The organism is Flavobacterium sp. (genome assembly GCF_013823965.1).
Lineage (GTDB): Bacteria > Bacteroidota > Bacteroidia > Flavobacteriales > Flavobacteriaceae > Flavobacterium.
Window position 1 is genome coordinate 1 of sequence record NZ_PNNA01000074.1, and the last position, 23,906, is coordinate 23,906.

The window sequence follows — 23,906 nt, forward strand, 5'->3', positions numbered from 1 at the left end:
AATTTTGAAACTGCCAAGGTAATTCTCGAAATGGCAGCTACTTCTTTAAAAATTCTTTTAATAATTCGGTGGGCAACGTGTTCTAATAATTGTGCTCGAATCTCCATTTCCTCCACGACAATACGGTTCAAAAGCACATAATCAACAGTGTCTTTCAAATCATCTGAAACAGCTGATTTTCTTAAATCTGTTTTAACTTCTAAATCAACAGCATAATCAGAGCCTATTTTTCCTTCTTCGATTAAGCAACCGTGATAAGAGTAAGTTCTAATATTTTTCAGTTTTATAATTCCCATTTTTATATAATTCGGTTTGTAAATAGTTAAATAAAACAGCATCTATTATCTATCTGTCTATTATCTATCATCTAAATTTTTATCTTTGCTAAAATTACAAAAATTATGTCAACCGAAGAGAAATCACTTCATTTTATAGAACAAATTATCGAAGACAGCTTAGCAACTGGTTTTCCCCAAGCTAATTTACGATTCCGTTTTCCGCCTGAACCTAATGGTTATTTGCACATTGGTCACGCCAAATCCATTTGTTTGAATTTTGGTTTGGGTCTAAAGTACAATGCGCCAGTCAATTTGCGTTTTGACGACACCAATCCAGCCAAAGAAGAGCAGGAATATGTAGATGCCATCAAAGAAGATTTGCAATGGTTAGGCTTTAATTGGGCCGAAGAACGTTATGCTTCCGATTATTTTCAGCAGTTGCACGATTGGGCAATCTTGATGATTAAAAAAGGAAAAGCTTATGTTGACAGCCAATCTTCTGAAGATATGGCGGCTCAAAAAGGAACGCCAACCCAACCAGGAGTTGATGGACCATACAGAAACCGTTCGATTGAAGAAAATTTGACTTTGTTCGAAGGAATGAAAAATGGCGATTTTCCGGAAGGAAGTCATGTTTTGAGAGCCAAAATTGATATGGCTTCGACCAATATGTTAATGCGTGATCCTTTGATGTACAGAGTTTTGCACCGTCATCACCATAGAACTGGAAATGATTGGAAAATCTATCCAATGTATGATTATGCACACGGTGAAAGTGATTATATCGAGCAAATTTCACATTCCATTTGTACACTTGAATTTGTGATGCACAGAGAATTATACAATTGGTTTTTAGACCAAATTTATGATGAAACCTTAGTGAGACCAAACCAATACGAATTTGCGCGTTTGAACTTGAATTACACCGTAATGAGCAAGAGAAAACTGTTGCAATTAGTTCAAGAAAATATAGTAAATGGTTGGGATGATCCAAGAATGCCAACGATTTCCGGATTAAGAAGAAGAGGGTACACACCAGCTTCGATTCGTAAATTTTGTGATGTTATTGGAGTAGCCAAAAGAGAAAATATCATCGATGTTTCGCTTTTGGAGTTTTGTTTAAGAGAAGATTTGAACAAAACAGCTCCAAGAGTGATGGCAGTTTTAGATCCAGTAAAAGTCGTAATCACTAATTATCCTGACGATAAAGAAGAACTTTTGGATGCCGAAAACAACCAGGAAGACGAAGCGGCAGGTTTCAGAAAAGTGCCTTTTTCAAAAGAATTATACATCGAAAGAGAAGACTTTTTAGAAGTGGCTCCAGCCAAATTTTTCCGTTTGTCTTTAGGAAATGAAGTGCGTTTGAAAAATGCATATATCATTAAAGGAGAATCTGTTGTAAAAGATTCGGAAGGAAATATTACCGAAATTCACGTGACTTACGATACCGATTCCTTGAGCGGAAGTGGGAGTGAAGCCTCCAAAAGAAAAGTGGCTGGAACCTTGCATTGGGTTTCCATCCAACACGCCGTGGAAGCTGAAGTTCGTTTGTATGATAGACTTTTTATAGATGAAGCGCCAGACAGTCACAAGGAGAAAAACTTCTTGGATTTTATGAATTCCAATTCCTTGCAAATCGTGAAAGGATTTGTGGAACCAAGTCTTGCTACGGCAAAATCGGGAGACAAATTCCAGTTTCAACGTTTGGGTTATTTCAATGTTGATAAAGACTCAACTACTTCTAAATTAGTGTTTAACAAAACAGTTGGATTGAAAGACGCTTGGGAAGAAAAAGGCAAAAAAGAGGAAAACAGCATCAACAATGCCTTGAAAGAAATCAACAAATATTTCAAAGTTGGAACACGTGAAGAACGTATTGCGATTCGTAAAGCAATAGGAGAGACCTTGGCAGGAATTGCTAATTACAGCTTGTTGCAAAATTCATTCAAAAAGAACATCAACAACAATAAAAGTTCCTTGTTGTTTGCCCAATTGATTTTAAAATATTCCAGTTTGAAATCATCTGATTTTGAAAAAGAAGATGTTTCCAAATTGTATTCGATGTCTTTAAGAAGTGAATCTTCATTTGTTCGTTCGAGAGCGATTTTGAATTTATTGGATTTAGAAAAAGATCCAGATTTTGTAAATTCATTTGCAGCCGAAATTTTGAAATTAAAATCCAATCCTTCGAAAAGTACAACCGAGAGAGAAACGGAATTTATCGAACAATTTTTAAATAAATAAAAACTATTAAAAGCGCTTTTAGGAGCGCTTTTTTTTATCATTTGTTTTTGTGATTGAATTTTAAAATTATATCAATTTTAGTAATCAAAAACGGCTTTCATAAATTGATTTTAAGACGTTTTTTTAAGTTTTATAAGCATTTTATCATTACTGAAAAGTTCTAAAAACACGACGGCTTATTTTAAGTTTTAATAAGAATTAAAGTCACTTTAACGGCTTGTTAACAGTCCGGTGTTGATAAATGTCGTAAATTTAGAATATTATTAATTTAATTCTAGAAACGATGTCAAATAACACAAATTCAGTATTGGCACTTTTGTTGGGTGCAGCGATTGGAGCAGGAGTAGGAATTTTATTTGCTCCGGATAAAGGTTCAAAAACCAGGGAAAAAATTAAAGATGGTTTTGATGATGCGAAAGACAATTTAAAGCATAAATTTGAAGAAGCATCTCATCAATTGAGAAATAAATTTTCGGGTGCAAAATATGACTTGGAAGAAACCTATGAAGATTTGGTTTCAAACATGAGTCACAAAACCGAAGATGTTATTTCTTTTTTGGAAACCAAGTTGGCCGATTTAAAAGAGCAAAATGCCAAGCTACAGAAAAAACAGATGGCTGCCCAAAAGGAAAATTCTTAAACAACTTATTTATGGCTTTCGAAGAACTCAAAGAACACACCGAAGACATTCAGAAACAAGCGAAAGAATACATTGAAAACAGCGTAGCTTATTACAAGTTATGGGGTTTCAAGGTGGCAATGAAATCGACCACGATGATGTTGAAATTTGCATTGATCGCAATGTCGCTATCCATGGTTTTGTTATTTTTTTCTGTTGCAGGCGCTTTAGCAATTGGACAAGCTTTGGATAGTTATGCGTTGGGGTTTCTAATCGTTGGCGGGATTTATTTAGCCTTAACCGGACTTTTATTTTTAGTCAAGGATAAAGTTGTTGAAGGACCCATCTTGGAGAAATTCTCAGAAATCTTTTTTAACGACTAAATTATGGAACCAAAAAAATATGCGTCTTACGCAGAAATTGAGTTAGAACTGGAAATTCTCAAATTAGAAAGAGAATTGAACCTTCAGAAAATAATTTTGGATGTTGAAAAAACAAAAGAAAGTCTGTTGCCCAAAAATATAATAAAGAGTTTTTTAGGAGATTATAAATCGATTTTATCCGACTATTCTGGAATGATTCTTAACATGGCGATTCCATTACTGATTAATTGGTTTACAAAAAGAAAAAGAGGCAATTAAGCCTCTTTTTTATTATAAATAGTTAAAAGTTAAACTCCGGTTTCAGGTTGTTCAGGCGCTTGTGGCGTTTGATAATCTAAAGAATGATCGGTTGTTTTTGGTTTCGTTCTTTTGTTTTTTTTCATCATTTCGCCCACTTGATTGGATGCAGAAAAGGAAGCTACCATATTATTTAACATATCACTTCCAGCTTGTGGAGAATTAGGCAACAATATCAAATTGGAATTGGCGTCAGCCCCAATAGCCTGCAAAGTATCGTAATGTTGCGTTACCACAATCAAGGCCGAAGCTTCCTGCGAATTGATGCCCACTTTGTTCAAAACATCCACACTTTCTACTAATCCACGGGCAATTTCGCGTCTTTGGTCTGCAATACCTTGACCTTGTAAACGTTTGCTTTCTGCTTCTGCTTTGGCTTTGGCCACAATTCTAATTCTTGAGGCTTCTGCTTCAAATTCAGCCACGGTTTTTTCCCTGTCGGCAGCATTGATTCTATTCATCGCATTTTTCACCTGGATATCTGGATCAATATCGGTAACCAATGTGTTGATGATTGTGTAACCGTAAGTGGTCATTGCTTCGTTTAATTCTCTTTTCACGGCAACGGCGATGTCGTCTTTTCTTTCAAAAACATCGTCCAATTTCAGTTTTGGAACCTCGGCACGAACCACGTCAAAAACATAAGAAGTGATTTGATCGTGTGGGTATTCCAGTTTGTAAAAAGCATCATAAACGGTTTCTTTTACCACCATAAATTGCACGGATACTTTTAGTTTTACAAAAACGTTATCTTTAGTTTTGGTTTCGATAATAACGTCCAATTGTTGGATTTTTAGATTTACCCGGCCGGCAATTCTGTCAATCAAAGGAATTTTGAGTTGTAAACCAGAATTTCTCACACTCAAAAATTTTCCAAAACGTTCAATAATAACAGCCGATTGTTGTTTTACGGTAAAAAAGGAGGAAAGAAAAATAAAGAAACCAAATACAATAATGATAATCAATGAAATGTCCATAAGAAGTATAATTTAGTTAAAAAATTAACTGTTAAATTACAAAAATACTTTAGGTTTGCCGGTGTTAAATTTTATTTTATGAAAAGATTATGTTTTGCCGTTGTTTTCGCTCTAATCTCAATGACGGTTTTTGCCCAATACGATTATCGGGATTCCAACAGAATTGGAATATCCTTTGGCATGAACCAATTTACTTTAAACACGAATAATTTCCAGACCAAACCAGGAATAGGATGGAATGCCGGACTTTCGATGCGGGGGAATTTCTACAATGATTGGGACATGGTTTATGCGATGCAGTTCAGCGAGAATAATTTTTCGGTTGCCACAATCGGTGGTTTTATAACGGAAGACACGGATTATAAGTTGCCATCAGCACAAATATCCTTGATGTGGAGTTACAAAATTGTCGAAAATCATTTGAGTTTTGAGTTTGGACCATTGGTTCAAATCAACGGAAAACTGAAGGTGGATCAAGATCAAGAAAACAATATTATATTTGGAACCACTTTATTGGCCAAAGACATCGTGGATATTTCCCAATTTAATTTTTATCCTGTAGTAGGTATTACAGCAGGTGTTCGCCACGTTCGTCTTAATGTTTCTTACCAATATGGCGTAAATAATATGCTCGGTAATTTGAATAACAAAAATCTCGGTTATAATTTCAAGGGAAATCCCGGAATACTGAACGGAAGTTTGATTATTTATTTATAAAAAAGTCCCGAGTTTATCGGGACTTTTTTTGTTTTATAGAGTAGCTATTGCTTTCTCAATTCTCTTAATCGTTTCCTCTTTTCCAATGAGTTCCACGATGTCAAATAAGTGTGGACCTTTCAATGCGCCGACTAAACTTAATCGAAACGGTTGCATTACTTTCCCCATTCCAATTTCGTTTTTTGTCATCCAGTCTTTAACAATGGTTTCGATGTTTACTGATGTAAAATCAGTTATTTCTCCAAGAACAGAAATCAATTTCTGCATTAATGCTGGAGTTTCTTCTTTCCAATTCTTTCTTGCTTTTTCGTCATAAGATGTTGGAGCAACAAAAAAGAAATCACTCAAATCCCAGAATTCCGAAACGAAATGTGCTCTTTCTTTAATTAGAGAAACTATTTTTGTCAAATCGAGCGCAGTCGAGATGCCTTTTTCTTCTAAAATAGAAGCGAAGCTTTTCGCCAAATCGGCATCATTTTGTTTGATTAAATACTGATGATTGAACCATTTGTTTTTTTCGGGATCAAATTTAGCTCCTGCTTTGTGAACTCTACTTAAATCAAATTTCTCCACTAATTCTTCCAACGAAAACAATTCTTGTTCCGTTCCGTCATTCCAACCCAATAAAGCCAAGAAGTTGACCACGGTTTCAGGGAAAAATCCTTTTTCTCTATAACCTGATGAAACGCCTTCTTCTGTTTTCCATTCCAATGGAAATACAGGAAATCCTAATTTGTCTCCATCACGTTTGGATAATTTTCCGTTTCCAACAGGTTTCAAAATCAATGGTAAATGAGCAAATTCTGGTGCTTCCCAACCAAATGCTCGATACAACAAAACGTGTAACGGCATTGAAGGCAACCATTCTTCACCACGAATTACGTGCGTGGTTTCCATTAAATGATCATCTACAATGTTCGCTAAATGATACGTTGGCATTCCGTCACTTTTGAACAAAACTTTATCGTCCAAAAGATTGGTTTCAAATTTCACATCACCACGAATAATGTCTTTCAAATGCAAAGTTTCATCAACCGGAGTTTTAAAACGGATTACATAATGCTCACCATTCGCAATTCTTTTTGCAGTTTCTTCAGCAGAAATTACCAAAGAAGTATCTAATTTTTCACGGTTGTGATGGTTGTAAATAAATGTTTTTCCTTCTGCTTCGTGTTGTTTTCTATGAGCATCCAATGCTTCCGGAGTATCAAATGCATAATAAGCCCAGCCACTTTGAATCAATTGATCCGCATATTTTTGATATAAATCTTTACGATCACTTTGTCTGTAAGGACCAAATTTTTCATTTTTTCCAATGGTTTCATCCGGAGCAATTCCAAGCCATTCCAATGCTTCCATAATGTATTCTTCGGCACCCGGAACAAAACGGGTTTGATCTGTATCTTCAATTCGAAGAAAGAAAACCCCGTTGTTTTTTTTGGCAAACAAATAATTGAATAGGGCAGTACGAACTCCGCCAATATGTAAAGGTCCTGTTGGACTTGGTGCAAAACGCACACGAACTTGTCTTGACATTTTTTATAAATTTTGATGCAAAGATAAGAAGTTCTTTTGGCCACGAAGACACAAAAACACAAAGTTCATTTTTATTTAGTTACCATATAAGGCATTTAAGGTCATTTAAGTTGTTTCAACACAAATCTTATATGAACTTAAATGCCTTATATGGTTCAAAATTGTTTTCTAATTTTTTGTTTAATCAATTTTTAACAGCGACAGAATTGAAAAATGGTTACTTTTATCGGTTATAAAAAAAGTTGTGTAAATTTTGGAAAAATCAAAAGTAATTTATCAAAAGCTAGAACTTTTCATCAAGAAGTTTTACACCAATGAACTGATTCGAGGAATGATTTTCTTTATCGGTCTGGGATTGCTGTATTTCTTGTTCACACTTTTTGTGGAATATTTTCTATGGTTAAAGCCAATGGGAAGAACACTTTTGTTCTGGACTTTTATTGGTGTGGAAATTTTCCTTTTGTTCCGATTTATTTTGTTTCCCACATTCAAGTTGTTCAAACTTCAAAAAGGGATTGATTACAAGGATGCTTCAGCGATTATTGGAAATCATTTTACAGAAGTAAATGACAAGCTGACCAATTTCCTTCAGTTGTCTAATGATAAAAATCAATCGGAATTATTGTTGGCTTCGATTGAACAAAAAGCTAATTCGCTACAGCCAATTCCTTTTGGTAATGCGATTAATTTTAATGCCAATAGAAAATATCTGCCTTTGGCGATACTGCCAATTTTGTTATTTGCGTTCTTTTATGTTTCTGGAAACAGCAAAATTATTTCTCAAAGTTTGAATAGGGTAGTGCATTTCAGAGATCAGTTTTTACCGCCTGCACCTTTTGAATTTGTAATTCTGAATCCTAATCTGCAAACAGAGCAGAATAAAGATTTCATCATTCGCATAAAAACCGAAGGAAAAATAATTCCTGAAAATGCAATGATTTTCATTGGTGACGAAAGTTATTTTATGGAATCAACCAAAGCTGGTGAGTTTCAATATAGAATAGAAAAACCTGCATCAAACGTTTTGTTCCACGTGGAGGCAAATACCATTTCCTCTTCCGATTATGAATTGAATGTAGTGACCGTTCCATCGATTGCTAATTTTGAAATGCTTTTGAATTTCCCTTCTTATTTGAAAAAGAAATCTGAGGTTATCAAAGGAAATGGTAATGCTATAATTCCTGAAGGAACCAAAGTTACCTGGAGAATCAATACTTTGGCTACTCAAAATGTGGTATGGAAGAATGCTACAGCTAATTTTCCTTTTTCTAAGTCTGAAAATGATTTTACATTATCTAAATTAATCTCGCAAAATACAGAATATCAAATTCTTACTTCGAATGCTAAGGTTAAGAATTACGAGAAATTGAACTATCAGATTTCGGTTATCAAAGATCAGTTCCCAACCATCAACGTGAATAACGCTCCGGATAGCCTTAAAATCGACAAAAGTTATGTTTTAGGACAAATTTCAGATGATTACGGATTATCTAAGCTTCAGGTGATTTATTATCCTAAAAACAAGCCTGAATTGGTTAAACGTGGAACAATTGCTGTGAAGTCAAATCTATATGATCAGTTCATTTTTGCTTTTCCGGGTTCGCTTCCTGTAGAGCAGGGAGTTTCTTATGAGTACTATTTTGAGGTTTTTGATAACGATGTAATTCATAATTTCAAGAGTACTAAATCTTCTGTTTTCTATAATCTTATTGCTACGGATGATGAGAAAGAAGATCAGCAATTCCAACAGCAAAATGAAAGTATCAATGGTTTGGAAAAATCATTGAAGAATCAGGATAAGCAAATTTCTGAAATGGAAAAGTTACAGAAATCCGGAAAAGAGAAAGACAATATGGAGTTTAAAGATCAGCAAAAGATCAATGAATTTATCAAACGTCAGAATCAGCAGGATAAAATGATGAAGGAATTTGCTGAGAAAATGAAAGACAATCTGGACAAATCTAAGTCTGAGAAAAAGGATGAATTCAAAGAAGAACTGCAAAAACGATTAGAAAATGTCGATAAGGATTTAGAGAAAAATAAGAAATTATTTGATGAACTAAAAGAGTTGAACGACAAAATCAAGCAAGAAGACTTGATGGAGAAAATGGATAAGTTCAAACAAACTGCAAAGAATCAATCGAAGAGTTTGGAGCAATTGGTGGAGCTGACCAAAAAATATTATGTTCAGAAAAAGGCAGAACAATTAAAAGATAAATTGGATAAGCTTTCAGATAATCAGGAAGATTTGTCGAACAAAGAGAAAGAAAACACCAAAGAAAATCAAGATGAAATCAATAAGGAATTTGATAAAATTCAGGAAGATTTAAAAGAATTGGATAAGGAAAACAAGGAATTGAAAAAACCTTTAGATATTCCAACTGATGCAGAACAGGAAAAAAGCATCGATGAAGATTTGAAAAAAGCTTCGGATGAATTGCAAAAGAACAGTAAATCTTCAGCTAAACCAAAACAAAAAAGTGCATCTAAAAAGATGAAGCAAATGGCTCAGAAAATGGAGCAAGAAATGGAAGGCGGTGAAATAGAGCAATTAGAAGAAGACATTGCAATGTTGCGTCAAGTTCTGGATAACCTTTTGGCTTTCTCTTTTTCACAAGAAGATTTGATGGGTAAATTCAAGGGGTATAAAATTGGTTCTCCTGCTTTCAATAAAGCTTTAAAAAACCAACAGGATTTAAAATTACAGTTTAGACATATCGATGACAGCTTGTTTGCAATGTCATTACGTAATCCCAAAATTGGCGAAAACATTACGAAAGAAATAGGGAATGCCCAGTACAATTTGGATAAATCGTTGGAGACTTTGGCCGATGCCCAAATCCAGAAAGGAGTTTCGCATCAGCAATACACTGTTTCATCCGCCAACAAATTGGCTGATTTCCTGACCGAAGTCTTGAGCAATATGCAGATGCAAATGCAAATGTCGGGAAGTATGGGTGGTGGTAAACCCAAAAAAGGGGAAGGTGACGGAATGCAGTTACCGGATATTATTAAGAAGCAAGAAGGTCTTGGCGAGAAGATGAAAGAAGGAATGAAGAAAGGTCAAAAACCCGGACCAAAACCTGGAGATGGACAAAAACCCGGTGCATCAGGTGAGAAAGGTAAAGACGGTAAAAGCGGAAAACAAGGCGGTGGTTCTGATGGAGAAAATGGTGAGGACGGAGAAGGAGATGCAAAGGCAATTATGGAAATTTATAAAGAGCAAAAGCAATTGCGAGAAGCTTTGCAAAATGAATTAAATAAGAAAGGATTGGGTGGTAACGGTCAGAATGCTTTGGATCAAATGAAACAGATCGAAAAGCAATTATTGAACAAAGGTTTTAAGAATGATGTCCTACAAAGAATCTTGAATGTGAAGCAGGAGTTACTAAAATTAAACACTGCAATTCAGCAACAAGGACAGGAAAACAAGCGCCAATCGGAAACGAATAAAAAGGAGTTTTCGAACCAAGCTAAACCCTTGCCGTCAGCATTATTAGATTATCTGAACAGTATCGAAATATTAAACAGACAATCACTACCTTTGCGCTCCAATTTTAATCAAAAAGTTCAAGAATATTTCAATAAAAAATGATAGACTTTAATTACGAAACCGAATTTACTTTAGAAAACGAAGAAGCAATTAGCAATTGGATTTCTAATGTAATCAGTTCAGAAAACAAGAAAGAAGGAGAGATTAATTATATCTTCTGCAATGATGAGTATTTGTTACAAATTAATCAGGAACATTTACAGCACGATTATTACACCGATATAATTAGTTTCGATTATACGGTTGGTAATGAAATAAACGGCGATATGTTTATCTCGGTTGATAGAGTTAAAGAGAATGCTGTAGATTTCAATGTTACTTTTGATGAAGAATTGAAACGTGTTATTATTCACGGCATTTTACATTACTGCGGATATAAAGACAAATCTGAAGCAGACGAGCTTTTGATGAGAAATAAAGAAGATGAAAAATTAGCTATGTTTCACGTGGAACAATAAAAAATTTTAGAGTGTAGATTTCTGATTTTAGATTCCAAAAATACCAAACGGTTATGATTAATGTTTCACGTGGAACATCGTTTGCTTCGAATGGTTTTTTTAATGTAAAATAGTCTAAAGTCTCAACTCTGAAATCTAAAATTAAAAGTGTTTCACGTGGAACATGTAGATTGAATAATTCAGGATTTAGAATGAAATTCTAAATCCAAAAAAAAATAAAAAACAAAATGTTTTTAGAAGAGTATGATGTAATTGTGGTTGGTGCGGGTCACGCTGGTTGCGAGGCTGCAGCGTCAGCTGCCAATTTGGGATCGAAAACTTTGTTGGTTACAATGAGTTTGCAAAACATTGCGCAGATGTCCTGCAATCCTGCGATGGGAGGAATTGCAAAAGGACAAATCGTTCGTGAGATTGATGCACTTGGCGGATACTCCGGAATTGTCTCTGACAAGACGGCAATTCAATTCAAAATGCTGAATAAATCGAAAGGTCCTGCAATGTGGTCGCCAAGAGTTCAAAGTGATCGAATGCGTTTTTCGGAAGAATGGAGAATGATGCTTGAAGGAACTCCGAATCTTGATTTTTATCAGGAAATGGTAAAAGGATTGCTAATCGAAAACGGAAAGATAAAAGGAGTTCGAACCTCACTTGGAATTGAAATCAGATCGAAAACAGTGGTTCTGACGAATGGGACTTTCTTGAATGGTTTGATTCATATTGGAGAAAAACAATTCGGAGGGGGAAGAGCAGGAGAAAGTGCTGCGTATGGAATTACCGAAGATTTGGTCAATGCAGGATTTCAATCCGGAAGAATGAAAACAGGAACGCCTCCGCGTGTCGATGGACGTTCTTTGGATTATTCTAAAATGAATGAAGAAAAAGGAGATGCAAAGCCTGATAAATTTTCATATTCAGATATTACTGCACCTTTGATTCATCAAAGGTCTTGTCATATGACGTACACTTCACTTGAAGTTCACAATATTTTGAGAGAAGGTTTTGATCGTTCACCAATGTTCAACGGAAGGATTCAATCTCTTGGGCCAAGATATTGTCCGTCTATCGAAGATAAAATTAATCGTTTTGCCGATAAAGAAAGACACCAATTGTTTGTGGAGCCGGAAGGATGGAATACGTGTGAAGTTTATGTGAATGGTTTTTCAACATCGCTTCCTGAAGATATTCAATTTAAAGCTTTGCGTTCTGTTGCTGGTTTTGAAAACGTGAAATTTTTCCGTCCGGGATATGCTATTGAATACGATTACTTTCCACCAACACAATTGAAACATACCCTGGAAACAAAATTAGTCGACGGATTATATTTTGCCGGACAAATTAATGGAACGACTGGATATGAAGAAGCAGCTTCCCAAGGATTAATGGCTGGAATTAATGCGGCGTTAAAATCTCAGGATAAAGATCCGTTTACTTTAAAAAGAGACGAAGCGTATATTGGTGTTCTGATTGATGACTTAATTACGAAAGGAACAGAAGAGCCATACAGAATGTTTACTTCTCGTGCCGAGTTCCGAACTTTACTGCGTCAGGACAATGCTGATTTCCGATTAACGCCAATGTCGTATGAAATTGGTTTAGCTTCTGAAAAGCGTTTACGCCGAATGGAGCACAAATTGAATGAATCTGAGAAAATGGTTGCTTTCTTCAAAGAGACAAGTGTGACTATCGCAGAAACCAATCCAATTTTAGAATCGAAAGAAACTGCATTGATTACTCAAGGCGATAAAATGTTTAAAATATTTTCTCGTCCGCAAATCGATTTAGAGGATATCGTTAAATTCGAGAAAGTAGCTGCTTACATCGAGGAGAATAATTTAGATCAGGAAATTTTGGAACAAGCCGAAATTCAAGTAAAATATTCGGGTTATATCGAAAAGGAGCGAAATAATGCCAATAAACTGACTCGTCTGGAAGATGTAAAAATCCCTGAGAATTTCGATTACAACAAAATCAAATCGATGTCGATAGAGGCCAAGCAAAAATTGAACAAAATTCGCCCAGTAACTATTTCACAAGCATCAAGAATAAGCGGAGTATCACCAAGTGATATTTCCGTATTGTTGATTTATATGGGTAGGTAATTGCAGATTTCAGAGTTTAGATTTTAGATTGCTCGACAATCTAAAATAAATTTGTTCCACGTGAAACTACTTTGTGAGGTATTGATATCACTGAGAATTTTAAAAAAAGAATAAAATAAATAAATGGACATTTCAAACAAAAAACATTTTCTAACTGTAAAAGATTATTCGGTTTCGCAGGAAACTTTCGATTTGTATTATGACGAAACTTTGGATATGCTGATTACACATCCGCAACCAAGATTAGAAAATTTGGGTAAATACTACGAAAGCGAAGATTATATTTCCCATACCGATAACAAACGTTCTTTGTTTGAGAAATTGTATCATTTCATAAAAAGCATTGCTTTAAAGAATAAATTGAATCTAATAAATTCACTTCAACCGAAAAAAGGAAAAATTTTAGACATTGGAGCTGGAACAGGAGAATTTTTGTCTGTTGCAAAAAATGACGGTTGGAAAACAATAGGAGTGGAGCCAAGCGATAGAGCCAAATCCATTGCAAAAAATAAAGGCATTTCATTTGTTGAAGCAACGAGTGAATTAGAAGATCATTCTTTTGATTTGATTTCGATGTGGCACGTTTTGGAACACGTTCCGGATTTAGACAAACAAATTAAAGAATTGAAACGATTGCTAAAACCAACAGGAACATTAATTATTGCGGTTCCGAATTTCAAATCTTACGACGCATCATACTATGGGAAATTTTGGGCGGCTTACGATGTGCCAATTCATTTTTGGCATTTTTCTAAAACGGCGATAAAATTGCTTTTCGAAAAAGAAGCAATGAAATTGGAAAAAGTCCTTCCAATGAAATTTGATTCATTTTATGTGAGTCTGCTTTCCGAAAAATACAAATCAGGGAAAATGAATTTTGTTAAGGCATTTTTCACCGGTTTACACTCAAATTGGAAGGCAAAGAAGAATTTTGAGTATTCTTCACATATTTACATCCTAAAAAATAAGTAAAAATCATTTTAAGCGCTTTTAAGCGCTTTTTTTGCCTTTAGTTATTGCTAATATTGGATTTTTTTTAAAACTCTTTATTCGAAGCCTGTTAAATCCGATTTCGATAATCATAAATTATAAAATAATTAATTTGGATAATAAATACTTATACTATAAATATTTCTGCATTTTTCCAACTTTATGATAATGCTACTTATTTTTTTATATTTTTGTTACCAATTCTTAAAAAATTAGAAAAAACACCAAAATGAAAAAAATAGTAGTACTAATTGCACTTGCAATTACAATTGTTTCTTGCAATAAACCAGCAGCAGAAGTTAAAGAAGTTAAAACAGCCTATATTGATACTTCGGTTTTAATGAAAGAGTATACAGAGGCAAAAGATCTTGAGGCAAAATACAAAGCCAAAGGCGAGGAAAAAGGAAGACAACTTCAAGCTGAAATTAACAGATTCAAACAGGAAGCATCCAATTTTCAAGCACAAGCACAAGCCAACGGACAAGCTTGGGCCCAACAAAAAGGTGCAGAATTACAAAAAAGAGAACAACAATTGAGTTATGCACAACAAGCACTTTCCCAGCAATTGCAACAAGAAGGTGGCGCAGAGATGGATAGTTTGATAACAGGCGTAAAAAAATTCATCAAAGATTATGGAAAAGAAAAAGGATATGCTTACATCTATGGAACAGGTGAGCCTGCATCAATTTTATATGCTGAAGAGAAGTATGATATTACAAAAGAAATCGTAACATTGTTAAACGAAAAATACAAAGCTTCTGCCAAAAAAGAGGAAGCAAAAAAATAATTTACCAATATTAATACAGTAAATGCCTTCACAAACTGAAGGCATTTTTTGTTATATCTACTTTAAAACCATATTTTTAGCTTTTAATTTACACGCCAAATGCAAACTATTTCCGAAGCTGCTGTTTACACCTTGCGATTTATCAATCAAACACATCGATCCATTTTCCTTACGGGGAAAGCCGGTACAGGGAAAACGACGCTTCTGCGTGAAATTATTCAAACCACGCACAAGAACACAGTGGTCGTGGCACCAACAGGAATTGCGGCTTTAAATGCTGGCGGAGTTACCATTCACTCGATGTTTCAGTTGCCTTTCGGCGGATTTATTCCCGACAATTCTTCTCCTCATTTTTCGGAAAGTACCAAGTTTGAAACTAAGGCCACTTTGCGCAGGCATTTCAAAATGAGCGGTTTAAAGAAATCGGTTATTCGAAATATGGAATTACTGATTATTGACGAGGTGAGTATGCTTCGTGCCGATTTATTGGACGCGATGGACTTTATGATGCAAACTGTTCGCAAAAAAAGCACTCCATTTGGCGGTGTTCAAGTTTTATATATAGGAGATTTATTACAGTTGCCGCCCGTGATTCGGGACGAGGAATGGCGCACTTTAAAAACGTATTACAAAGGGAAATTCTTTTTTCATTCGCACGTCATTCAGCAAAATCCACCTTTGTACATTGAATTATCCAAGATTTTTCGTCAAACGGATGATGTTTTTATTTCGATTTTGAACAACCTGCGAAACAACCAAATTTCAGCAGAAGATGTCCAAAATTTAAACCAATACGTAAATCCAAATTTCGATTTGAAAGCCAACAAAGGCTACATAACATTAACAACTCACAACGCCAAAGCCGATGCGATGAATGCGCAAGCTTTGGAAGATTTGGACACAAAATTATTTGTATACAAACCCTCGATTGTTGGTGATTTTCCGGATAAAATTTATCCCGTTGACGAGGAATTGAGATTGAAAGTAGGAGCACAGGTGATGTTCGTGAAAAATGATTTGTCTTTCGACAAAAAATATTTCAACGGCAAAATGGGAATCATCAAATCACTTTCGAATGAGGAGATTTTGGTTCATTTTCCCGAAGAAAACACCACCATTGAAGTCGAAAAGTACGAATGGGAAAACATTCGCTACAAAGTCGATGAATTGACCAAGGAAATCGAGGAGGAGGTTTTGGGAACGTTTGTCCATTATCCAATAAAATTGGCTTGGGCGATTACCGTTCATAAAAGCCAAGGTTTGACCTTTGACAAAGCTGCGCTCGATGTGTCGCAAGTTTTTCTGCCCGGACAAGCGTATGTCGCATTGTCGCGTTTACGCTCGTTAAACGGCTTGATTTTGCTTTCTCCGCTGCGAATGAACGGAATTTCGAACGATCAGGACGTGATGGATTATTCGTTGAACAAAGCTTCGGACGATTTTCTGAAGAATTCCCTGCATTTCGAAACCAAGAATTTTATCCATAACTATTTGGTAAACACCTTCGATTGGGCGGAATTGGCGCAAGAATGGCGCAACCACAAGTTCAGTTATCTGGATAATTCCGAAAGTTCGGCCAAATCCAAACAGGCGAATTGGGCTGCCAAACAATTGGAAACCATCGACAAACTATTGGATCCATCCCAAAAATTCATTTTGCAGTTGCATAAAATTTTCAATACGGAAACCGTCGATTTGAATCACGTTTCGGAGCGTTTTCAGGCAGCTTATAATTATTTCTTCCAGCCGATGGATGATTTGGTTTTTGAAATTCTTTGGAAAGTTGAAGAAGTCAAACGACTCAAGAAGGCTAAGACGTTTTATGACGAATTGATGGTTTTGGAAGAACTGCAAACCAAGGTCGTTTTGCGATTGATGAAAGCAAAATTACTGATTGAAACCGTGGTGTCTGGTGAAACGATTTCGAAGGAAAAATTGACTTCGAATACGATTAAAAAATACATTAGCCATAAAACTGAAGCCATTCAATCGCAAGTCAAGCAAGTCAACATCACCTTGATTGAAGATGAAGCCGACTTGGAACGTTACACCAAAAAGAAAAAAGGAATCAAGGTGACCAAAAAATCGACCATTGAGGAAACTTATGAATTGTGGCTTGAAAAGAACACCATCAAAGAAATCGCAGCTATCAGAAAATTGACTTTGCAAACTATTGGAACGCATATTGCCAAACTCATTGAATCAGGAACCATAGCCATTACGGCTGTTTTGCCTGAAGATAAATTATTGGAACTAGAAAAAGCTTTCAAAGGCTACAATGAAGAAACGCTAAATAGTTTGAAGGAACAATATGGCGACAAATTCACTTGGGATGAATTAAAAATGTTCAAGGCGAGTTTGAATATAAAGTAGAATTTTACAGGAATTTGTTTCCGTAAAGGTTCATCAGGATTTAATAATTAATAATTCCACCCTTCTGTCAAGCGCGTCTCCTTTTCCCAACGGAAATTGGTTTCCATAGCCTTTAAAAGACATTCGGTACGGACTTATTCCTTTGGATCGAAGATAGGCAAACACGTTTTTGGCCCTGTTTAGCGAAAGATTCCTATTTTGTGTTTCTTCGTCAATGGCATCCGAATATTTGCTCGAAGTACAGCACACGTGGCCTTTAATTTCAAATTGCAACGATTTATGTTTCCCCAACAAAACCAGAATTCTGTCCAATTCTTTTTTTGCTTTTAATGAAAGAATACTGGAACCCATATCAAAGGTAACTTTGTCTAAAACGATAAGATCACCCGCTTTTGGGTTTTCTGGAAAGAAAGTAAATATCCTTTTTTTAATAAAAAGTATGTCGACACGCCTGTTTTGATAACGTGTTTTTTCTAAATTTTTCACCGTGTCTTTGTCCAAACTCACGCGTCCTTTGCCTTCGCAAATGAAAATTTTGTTTAGTGAAATGCCGTTGGAAACCAATATTTTCTGGACTGTAGTTACTCTTTTCTCAGACAATTTAGTGTTGTACTCTTCGCTTCCCCGATCGTCGCAATAACCATAAAGCTGGATGGTTTCAAACTGGGAAAAACCAGCGGACTTGATTGTGGCAACAATCGTGTTTATTTGATTGGCGTCCAAATCGAATTTGTCAAATTTAAAATACACGGATTGAACGGCATTTTCTTGGGCGGAAAGAAAACCAAAAGTTAAAAAAAGCAGTATTTGAATGCCTTTTTTCATCACATTTTCAAGATGCTTTTGTATTGGGCACTATTGTTCAGGACACTTACTGCTTTCTTGATTTCGGAATTGTTTTTGATGTAATATTGATACAAACCTTCTTGGTATTGGTAGCGTTTGATGATTTCGTCCATAATTAAATTCTGGATTTCCTTTTGGTTTTTGTCCAATAATTTTTCTTCACTTTTTTGGAGCGCGGCCAGTAGTTGTTGGTATTCCACGTTAATGCTTTCGTCCACTTTTTCTTTTTTGGCCACGGCCAAAGTATTTTTCAAGGCCAATTCCGTTTCGGTGTCAAAGGAGAATTTTTGGGTTTTCAAGAACTGTTTAAAATCAAGGAAATCGGCATCTGTAAACGTTGGAATTTTGTCTCCAAGATTCGGATTTTTATAAACATAAGCCGTCACATAATTAAAGATTCCGTCGTTTTTAACTAAGGCTTCGGTTATTGGACTCAACTTGGTTTCTTCCAGTTCGATGTCGGGCTGAATGCCGCCGCCGTCATAAACCGTTCTGCCTTTGCGGGTTTTGAAGGCGTTGTAATTCTTGGCTTCGGTTTTTGTGGCAATCCCGTTTTTGTCTTTGTGGGCATAATCCAAAGCTTGGATGCATCGCCCAGAAGGCGTGTAATATCGAGAGATGGTTACTTTCAACTGTGTCCCGTAAGTCAAGTCCACGGGTCTTTGCACCAATCCTTTTCCAAAACTTCTGCTGCCAATAATCACCGCACGATCCAAGTCCTGCAAAGCTCCCGAAACAATTTCCGAAGCTGAAGCACTTTTTCCGTCCACCAAAATAACCAATGGAATTTCAGTGTCCACGGGCTCTTTCGAGGTTTTGTAGGTGTTGTTGTGTTTCTCTATTTTCGATTTGGTGGTCACGATGATTTCGTTTTTTGGAACAAATAAATTACAAATATTCACCGCTTCGTTTAAAAGTCCGCCGGGATTTCCTCTTAAATCAAGTACAATTCGTTCTGCGCCTTCTTTTTTTAATTGTTCCAATGCCTGTTTGGTTTCGTAGGACGCTTTTTGGTTGAAACGGGCCAAAACGATGTAGCCGGTTTTCTCGTCTATTTTTCCAAAAAATGGCACCGATTTAATTTCCACCTCGTCCAGAATGATTTGGGCGCTGTTGGTTTTGCCTTGACGAATGTATTTAACGTCGATTTTGGTATTTTTGGCTCCCCTAAAAAGTTGCGAAGCATCGTCCTTGAAATCAGACAAAAGCACGTCGCCTATTTGAATGATTTCGTCTCCGGCTTTGAGACCGGCTTTATCCGCGGGGAAATTTTTATAAGGTTCCTTGATGATCAATTTGTCGTCTTTTCGGGTAATCATGGCGCCAATTCCGGTGTATTCACCCGTGTTGTTGATCTTGAATTTGACCACGTCCTGCTCATTGAAATACATCGTGTAAGGATCTAAACTGGCCAACATTCCCTTGATGGCTTTGTCCATCAAATCGCCTGGATTGGTTTTGTCCACATAATTTTGGTTCAACTCCTTGAAAAGGGTCGTGAAGATTTCCACTTGCTTGGCAATTTCAAAAAAATCGTCTTTGAAACTAACGCCTACAAACAAAAATGCCGAAGCTACAACAGGAATTATGTATTTTTTTTGGAAAGGAGATGTCATTTTATGTCGTTTTTTTCTTGAATCGTTTTCTAATAAAGTGTACAATCACCGCTAAAATAATCAGAAAAGGCCAAATACTTAACAATCCGATGAAGAAACTTGAAATGGAATTGAAACCGGATGTTATGGCATTCCAGATTTTGGAGCCGTACGAAATGGTGGCGCCGCCCTCGTTGGCAACGGTTTTGTAGAATTCGATGTTGATGGTGCTCATCGAAATCTGGCTTTGCATATAGCGCAATTGTCCTTCCTTGGCTTCAATTTCTTCGCGAATGGCCGAAAGTTGTGCTTCTATTTCCAGCATTTCGCTGACTTTGTTTGCCTTTTTCAAAAGCTCGAGATAACGGGCTTCGAGCACTTTTTTGGCTTTCAATCGGGCATCAACGTCAATGTATTCTTCGGTTACGTCTTGGGACGAAATTTCTTTGTTGTCAAAATAGGTGACTCCTTTTGAAATGTCGGCCAAAAAGGAATCGAAGTTTTTGCTGGGAATGCGAACCGTTATTCGTCTGAAAACCGAACCATAATCCTTTCCTTCAGTGTCGTTTTGGATAAAGGCGCGGTGCTTTTTCACTGCCGAAATCATTTGGCCGTAAGTTTCTCCCAAATCGTTGGTTTCAAACTTGATGTCGCCAGTCTTGATGATTTTTTGTTCCACAACTTTTGAGTCTTCTACTGCCGGAGAACTTAATTTATCATATGAAACTGTTTCAGATTTTTCTTTAGAAGGAAGTTTTACCGCTGAAATTGCCATATCAGCTAAAGGTTCTTCAGCTTTTTTGCAACCTGAAAAAGACACAAGAAATACGAATAGGAAGAGAATGTTTTTCATAAGAATTTGATTTAGACTATCACAACGTAAAAATAATGAATATTCGTATGAAAAATCGTGTCTTATTCCTCCTTTTTCAGTTGTTGTACAAACTTTTCAAACAGTTGAATGGTCTTGGTATGGATTTCTTCGTAAGTCAATCGCTCCTTGGTTTGGTAAAAAAACATGAAAGCATATTTTTTGTCCAAATTATCAATCAGGAGGTGCTTGTTCAATCGATAGGTTTCGCGAAGCACGCGCTTGAAATAATTTCTATCAACGGCGTGCTTGAAGTATTTTTTGGAAACCGAAACGCCCATTTTCAGCTTTTGGTCCGAATCTTCGGGAATGCCGTAATCACTCTCCACAAAAACCAGTCGCAAAGGATATTTGGACACGGATTTGCCTTTGGAAAAAAGCAAATCGATCGTGGTTTTGCTTTTCAGCTTTTCGGTTTTGGGATAAGTGAAATTCATTTTGTTTTAAAAAAAGGCAACTGTTTTGGGAGCAAAGGTACGATTAAACCCAAAACAGCATAATTATTCGGGATTAAAATTGAATCCTAAAAATCATTACTTTTGCGTATAATTTAAAAAAGGATGAAGAAAATTTTATTATATCCCATAACACTACTGTATTATTTTGCTTATTTAGTGGTTTTGTGTACGATCCACGTCGTTCAGTGGGTGGTTTATAAGATTTTTGGAGAGAAAGGACTCGAAGTCTGCTTTGATTACATTGCTTATTTTACCCTGAAATGTACCCATATTTTGGGCACGAGATACACTTTTGAAAATCGGGAATTAATTTCCAAAAACGTGCCTATTATTTTTGTGGCCAATCATCAGAGTTTGTTGGACACAGGCGGAATTATCTGGTATTTGAGGAAGTTTCATTTGGCTTTCGTGACCAAAAAGGAATTGGGCAAAGGCATTCCGGCGATTTCCTATAATTTGCGCCACAGCAAATACGTGCTTATCGACAGGAGCAAACCCAAACAAGCCATTCCGATGATAAAATCCTTGGGAGAATTCATCGAGAAAGAAAAACGTTCGGCGGTCATTTTCCCAGAAGGAACCCGAAGCAAAACTGGAATTCCCAACGAATTTGCCGAAAGTGGCTTGAAAATATTGTGCAAATATGCGCCATCGGCCTATATTGTTCCCATTACCATCAACAATTCCTGGAAAGTGTACCAATACGGATATTTTCCTCTTAGTGTGGGGCATCATCTTGTTTTTACGGTTCACGACCCCATAAAAGTCAGCGATTATCCCTTTGCCGAGATTTTGGAAAAAACAAAAAATACCATTGTTGAAGGCATAAAAGTCTAATCAAGAAATCGAAAAAGGGTTTTCTGAATAAAACTATGGGATTATTAACATTTTAGCTTTATTCGGAACAGTCACAAACAGAAATATATTTCCTATTTTTGCCAAAAAAATCACATAATGCAAAAAATTATATCCTATCCCATATCCTTTATTGCAATCTTGTTATTCCTTTTGACATTGATTATTTTTCACCCCATCCAGTGGATTTGTTTCAATGTTTTTGGCTATCAAGCCCATAAAAAAAGTGTCGATTATTTGAACTTTTTCTTGTTGAGAATCGGACACGTCATGTTCAATACTTTTAAAATCGAGGGTAGAGAAAAAATTCCAACGGGCGTTCCCATCATTTTTGTGGCCAATCACCAAGGAATGTATGATATTATCGGGATGATTTGGTTTTTAAGAAAATTTCATCCGAAATTTGTCAGCAAAGTTGAATTAGGGAAAGGAATTCCAAGCGTTTCCTATAATTTGACTCACGGTGGCTCCGTACTTATTGACAGAAAAGATCCAAAACAAGCCATTCCGGCAATTAAAGGTTTGTCTGAATATATCGAAAAACACAAACGTTCCGCGGTAATCTTTCCCGAAGGAACCCGAAGCAAAACGGGGAAACCCAAAGAATTTGCGCAAAGTGGATTGAAAATATTGTGCAAATATGCGCCTTCGGCCTACGTGGTGCCGGTGACCATCAACAATTCCTGGAAGTTTTTCCGATTCGGATTTTTTCCTTACGGATTGGCAAACCACATCACTTTTACCATTCACGAAGCGATGTCCGTAAAAGATAATTCCTTTGACGATTTGATGTCAAAAACAGAAAATGCTATCGTTCAAGGGATAAAAATTTAAAAATGTGCTAACTTTGCATATTCTTGGAAGCAATTCCAAGTTCAAAAATCAATAAACCAAAAACACATATGTCAATTAAAAACATTCGTCTAGAAGTGATGCAGCTTCTAGAAAAAAACGTCAGCGCTTATGTTGAACAATATTTAATTCCAGTGGAAAAAATTTGGCAACCGTCTGATTTTTTGCCTAATCCAGAAAGCGACAATTTTCTGGAAGAAGTTAAAGAATTGAGAGAAATCTCCAAAGATTTGCCTTATGACTTCTGGGTTGCCATGGTAGGCGACATGATTACCGAAGAAGCTTTGCCAACCTATGAAAACTGGTTGATGGAAGTGGAAGGCGTGGATAATCTAGAACGAAACGGTTGGGCCAAATGGGTTCGCCAATGGACTGGCGAAGAAAATCGTCACGGTGATTTGCTGAACAAATACTTGTATTTATCGGGTCGAGTGAATATGCGTGAAATCGAAATGACCACGCAACATCTTATCAATGACGGTTTCGACATTGGCACCGGAAGAGATCCTTACAAAAACTTTGTTTACACTAGTTTTCAGGAATTGGCCACTTATGTTTCCCACAATCGAGTTTCGCAATTGGCAAAAAGTTACGGAGATGCTAAACTAGCCAAAATGTGTAAAATGGTAGCCGGAGACGAAATGCGTCATCACTTGGCTTACAGCGAATTTGTGAACCAGATTTTCAAAATTGACCCAAGCGAAATGATGCTTGCTTTTCAATACATGATGAAAGCAAAAATCGTGATGCCAGCTCATTTCTTGAGAGAATCAGGACAAAAAATAAGTTCCGCTTTCGAACATTTTTCGGATTCAGCACAACGAATTGGGGTTTATACAGCCAGTGATTATGTTGATATTATGCAAAAGTTAATCGATAAATGGCAAATCGACAAGATTTCAGGATTAACCGATGAAGCCGAAAAAGCCAGAGATTATTTGATGAAGTTGCCGGCTAGAATGGCAAAAATTTCAGAGAGATTAGTGATTCCTCAAGAGTCATTTATTTTTAAATGGGTAGAACCAGCGAGATTGTAAATTTTAGAGCGCAGATTTTAGATTTCAGATTGGTCGGAATGAAAAGTTGATTTTTTTTAAAATTGCCATTGAAATTGTTTT

At 36.2% G+C, this 23,906-nt stretch carries 21 protein-coding genes; 14 read left to right on the plus strand and 7 right to left on the minus strand.

From position 1 onward, the window contains the following. The coding region (locus tag C0430_RS08290) for a dihydroneopterin aldolase (RefSeq protein ID WP_290867999.1) at positions 1–296 on the minus strand (296 nt) is incomplete at its 3' end. Positions 297–401: 105 nt separating this feature from the next. Here C0430_RS08290 and C0430_RS08295 point away from each other — a divergent pair. From C0430_RS08295 to C0430_RS08310, 4 genes are all read left to right on the plus strand, one after another. Further along, entirely contained in the window at positions 402–2,522 is a 2,121-nt protein-coding gene (locus tag C0430_RS08295; protein WP_290868002.1) for a glutamine--tRNA ligase/YqeY domain fusion protein, read from the plus strand. A 283-nt stretch (positions 2,523–2,805) separates the two neighbouring features. After that, positions 2,806–3,162 (plus strand): YtxH domain-containing protein, encoded by a 357-nt coding sequence (locus tag C0430_RS08300; protein ID WP_290868005.1) that lies wholly within the window; start codon positions 2,806–2,808, stop codon positions 3,160–3,162. 11 nt (positions 3,163–3,173) lie between these two features. Further along, on the plus strand, positions 3,174–3,524 hold the full coding sequence (locus C0430_RS08305) for a phage holin family protein (RefSeq protein ID WP_290868008.1): 351 nt from the start codon (positions 3,174–3,176) through the stop codon (positions 3,522–3,524). Between the two features lie 3 nt (positions 3,525–3,527). After that, entirely contained in the window at positions 3,528–3,782 is a 255-nt protein-coding gene (locus C0430_RS08310) for a DUF6327 family protein (protein WP_290868011.1), read from the plus strand. Positions 3,783–3,811: 29 nt separating this feature from the next. Here C0430_RS08310 and C0430_RS08315 read toward each other — a convergent pair whose 3' ends face one another. After that, entirely contained in the window at positions 3,812–4,798 is a 987-nt protein-coding gene (locus tag C0430_RS08315) for an SPFH domain-containing protein (protein ID WP_290868014.1), read from the minus strand. A gap of 78 nt (positions 4,799–4,876) precedes the next feature. Here C0430_RS08315 and C0430_RS08320 point away from each other — a divergent pair, with 78 nt between their 5' ends. Further along, positions 4,877–5,515 (plus strand): PorT family protein, encoded by a 639-nt coding sequence (locus tag C0430_RS08320; protein WP_290868017.1) that lies wholly within the window; start codon positions 4,877–4,879, stop codon positions 5,513–5,515. 33 nt (positions 5,516–5,548) lie between these two features. Here C0430_RS08320 and gltX read toward each other — a convergent pair whose 3' ends face one another. Beyond that, positions 5,549–7,051 (minus strand): glutamate--tRNA ligase, encoded by a 1,503-nt coding sequence (gene gltX, locus C0430_RS08325; RefSeq protein ID WP_290868020.1) that lies wholly within the window; start codon positions 7,049–7,051, stop codon positions 5,549–5,551. 253 nt (positions 7,052–7,304) lie between these two features. Between gltX and C0430_RS08330 the strand changes: the two genes are divergently transcribed. From C0430_RS08330 to C0430_RS08355, 6 genes are all read left to right on the plus strand, one after another. Further along, entirely contained in the window at positions 7,305–10,646 is a 3,342-nt protein-coding gene (locus tag C0430_RS08330; protein WP_290868024.1) for a DUF4175 family protein, read from the plus strand. After that, positions 10,643–11,062 (plus strand): rRNA maturation RNase YbeY, encoded by a 420-nt coding sequence (ybeY, locus tag C0430_RS08335; RefSeq protein ID WP_290868028.1) that lies wholly within the window; start codon positions 10,643–10,645, stop codon positions 11,060–11,062. The genes C0430_RS08330 and ybeY overlap by 4 nt, the downstream gene beginning before the upstream one ends. Before the next feature lie 227 nt (positions 11,063–11,289). Then, positions 11,290–13,161, plus strand: a complete 1,872-nt coding sequence (mnmG, locus tag C0430_RS08340; protein WP_290868039.1) for a tRNA uridine-5-carboxymethylaminomethyl(34) synthesis enzyme MnmG — start codon at positions 11,290–11,292, stop codon at positions 13,159–13,161. A 123-nt stretch (positions 13,162–13,284) separates the two neighbouring features. Further along, positions 13,285–14,133: a class I SAM-dependent methyltransferase gene (locus C0430_RS08345; protein ID WP_290868042.1), complete on the plus strand. Its 849-nt coding sequence runs from the start codon at positions 13,285–13,287 to the stop codon at positions 14,131–14,133. Positions 14,134–14,380: 247 nt separating this feature from the next. Further along, on the plus strand, positions 14,381–14,938 hold the full coding sequence (locus C0430_RS08350; protein ID WP_290868045.1) for an OmpH family outer membrane protein: 558 nt from the start codon (positions 14,381–14,383) through the stop codon (positions 14,936–14,938). Positions 14,939–15,037: 99 nt separating this feature from the next. Further along, positions 15,038–17,311 (plus strand): helix-turn-helix domain-containing protein, encoded by a 2,274-nt coding sequence (locus C0430_RS08355; protein ID WP_290868048.1) that lies wholly within the window; start codon positions 15,038–15,040, stop codon positions 17,309–17,311. A 33-nt stretch (positions 17,312–17,344) separates the two neighbouring features. Here the strand turns inward: C0430_RS08355 and C0430_RS08360 are convergent, their stop codons facing one another. The 4 genes from C0430_RS08360 to rnpA all read right to left on the minus strand — a co-directional run bounded on the left by C0430_RS08360 (position 17,345) and on the right by rnpA (position 21,060). Further along, entirely contained in the window at positions 17,345–18,136 is a 792-nt protein-coding gene (locus C0430_RS08360) for an OmpA family protein (RefSeq protein WP_290868051.1), read from the minus strand. Next, positions 18,136–19,773 carry a S41 family peptidase gene (locus C0430_RS08365; protein ID WP_290868054.1) on the minus strand — a complete coding sequence of 546 codons (1,638 nt, stop codon included), beginning with the start codon at positions 19,771–19,773 and terminating at the stop codon, positions 18,136–18,138. Before C0430_RS08365 ends, C0430_RS08360 begins: the two co-directional genes overlap by 1 nt. 1 nt (position 19,774) lies before the next feature. Further along, positions 19,775–20,605 carry a DUF4349 domain-containing protein gene (locus C0430_RS08370; RefSeq protein ID WP_290868057.1) on the minus strand — a complete coding sequence of 277 codons (831 nt, stop codon included), beginning with the start codon at positions 20,603–20,605 and terminating at the stop codon, positions 19,775–19,777. Positions 20,606–20,667: 62 nt separating this feature from the next. Then, positions 20,668–21,060: a ribonuclease P protein component gene (gene rnpA, locus C0430_RS08375; RefSeq protein WP_290868060.1), complete on the minus strand. Its 393-nt coding sequence runs from the start codon at positions 21,058–21,060 to the stop codon at positions 20,668–20,670. 123 nt (positions 21,061–21,183) lie between these two features. On the opposite strand from rnpA, the gene C0430_RS08380 reads away from it, so the two are divergent. The 3 genes from C0430_RS08380 to C0430_RS08390 all read left to right on the plus strand — a co-directional run bounded on the left by C0430_RS08380 (position 21,184) and on the right by C0430_RS08390 (position 23,825). Further along, a complete protein-coding gene (locus C0430_RS08380; protein ID WP_290868063.1) occupies positions 21,184–21,918 on the plus strand; it encodes a lysophospholipid acyltransferase family protein in 735 nt (244 codons plus the stop codon). A 117-nt stretch (positions 21,919–22,035) separates the two neighbouring features. Next, positions 22,036–22,770: a lysophospholipid acyltransferase family protein gene (locus C0430_RS08385; protein ID WP_290868066.1), complete on the plus strand. Its 735-nt coding sequence runs from the start codon at positions 22,036–22,038 to the stop codon at positions 22,768–22,770. A gap of 68 nt (positions 22,771–22,838) precedes the next feature. Continuing rightward, complete coding sequence (locus C0430_RS08390) at positions 22,839–23,825, plus strand: acyl-ACP desaturase (protein ID WP_290868069.1); 987 nt, start codon at positions 22,839–22,841, stop codon at positions 23,823–23,825. Positions 23,826–23,906: the final 81 nt, after the last annotated feature.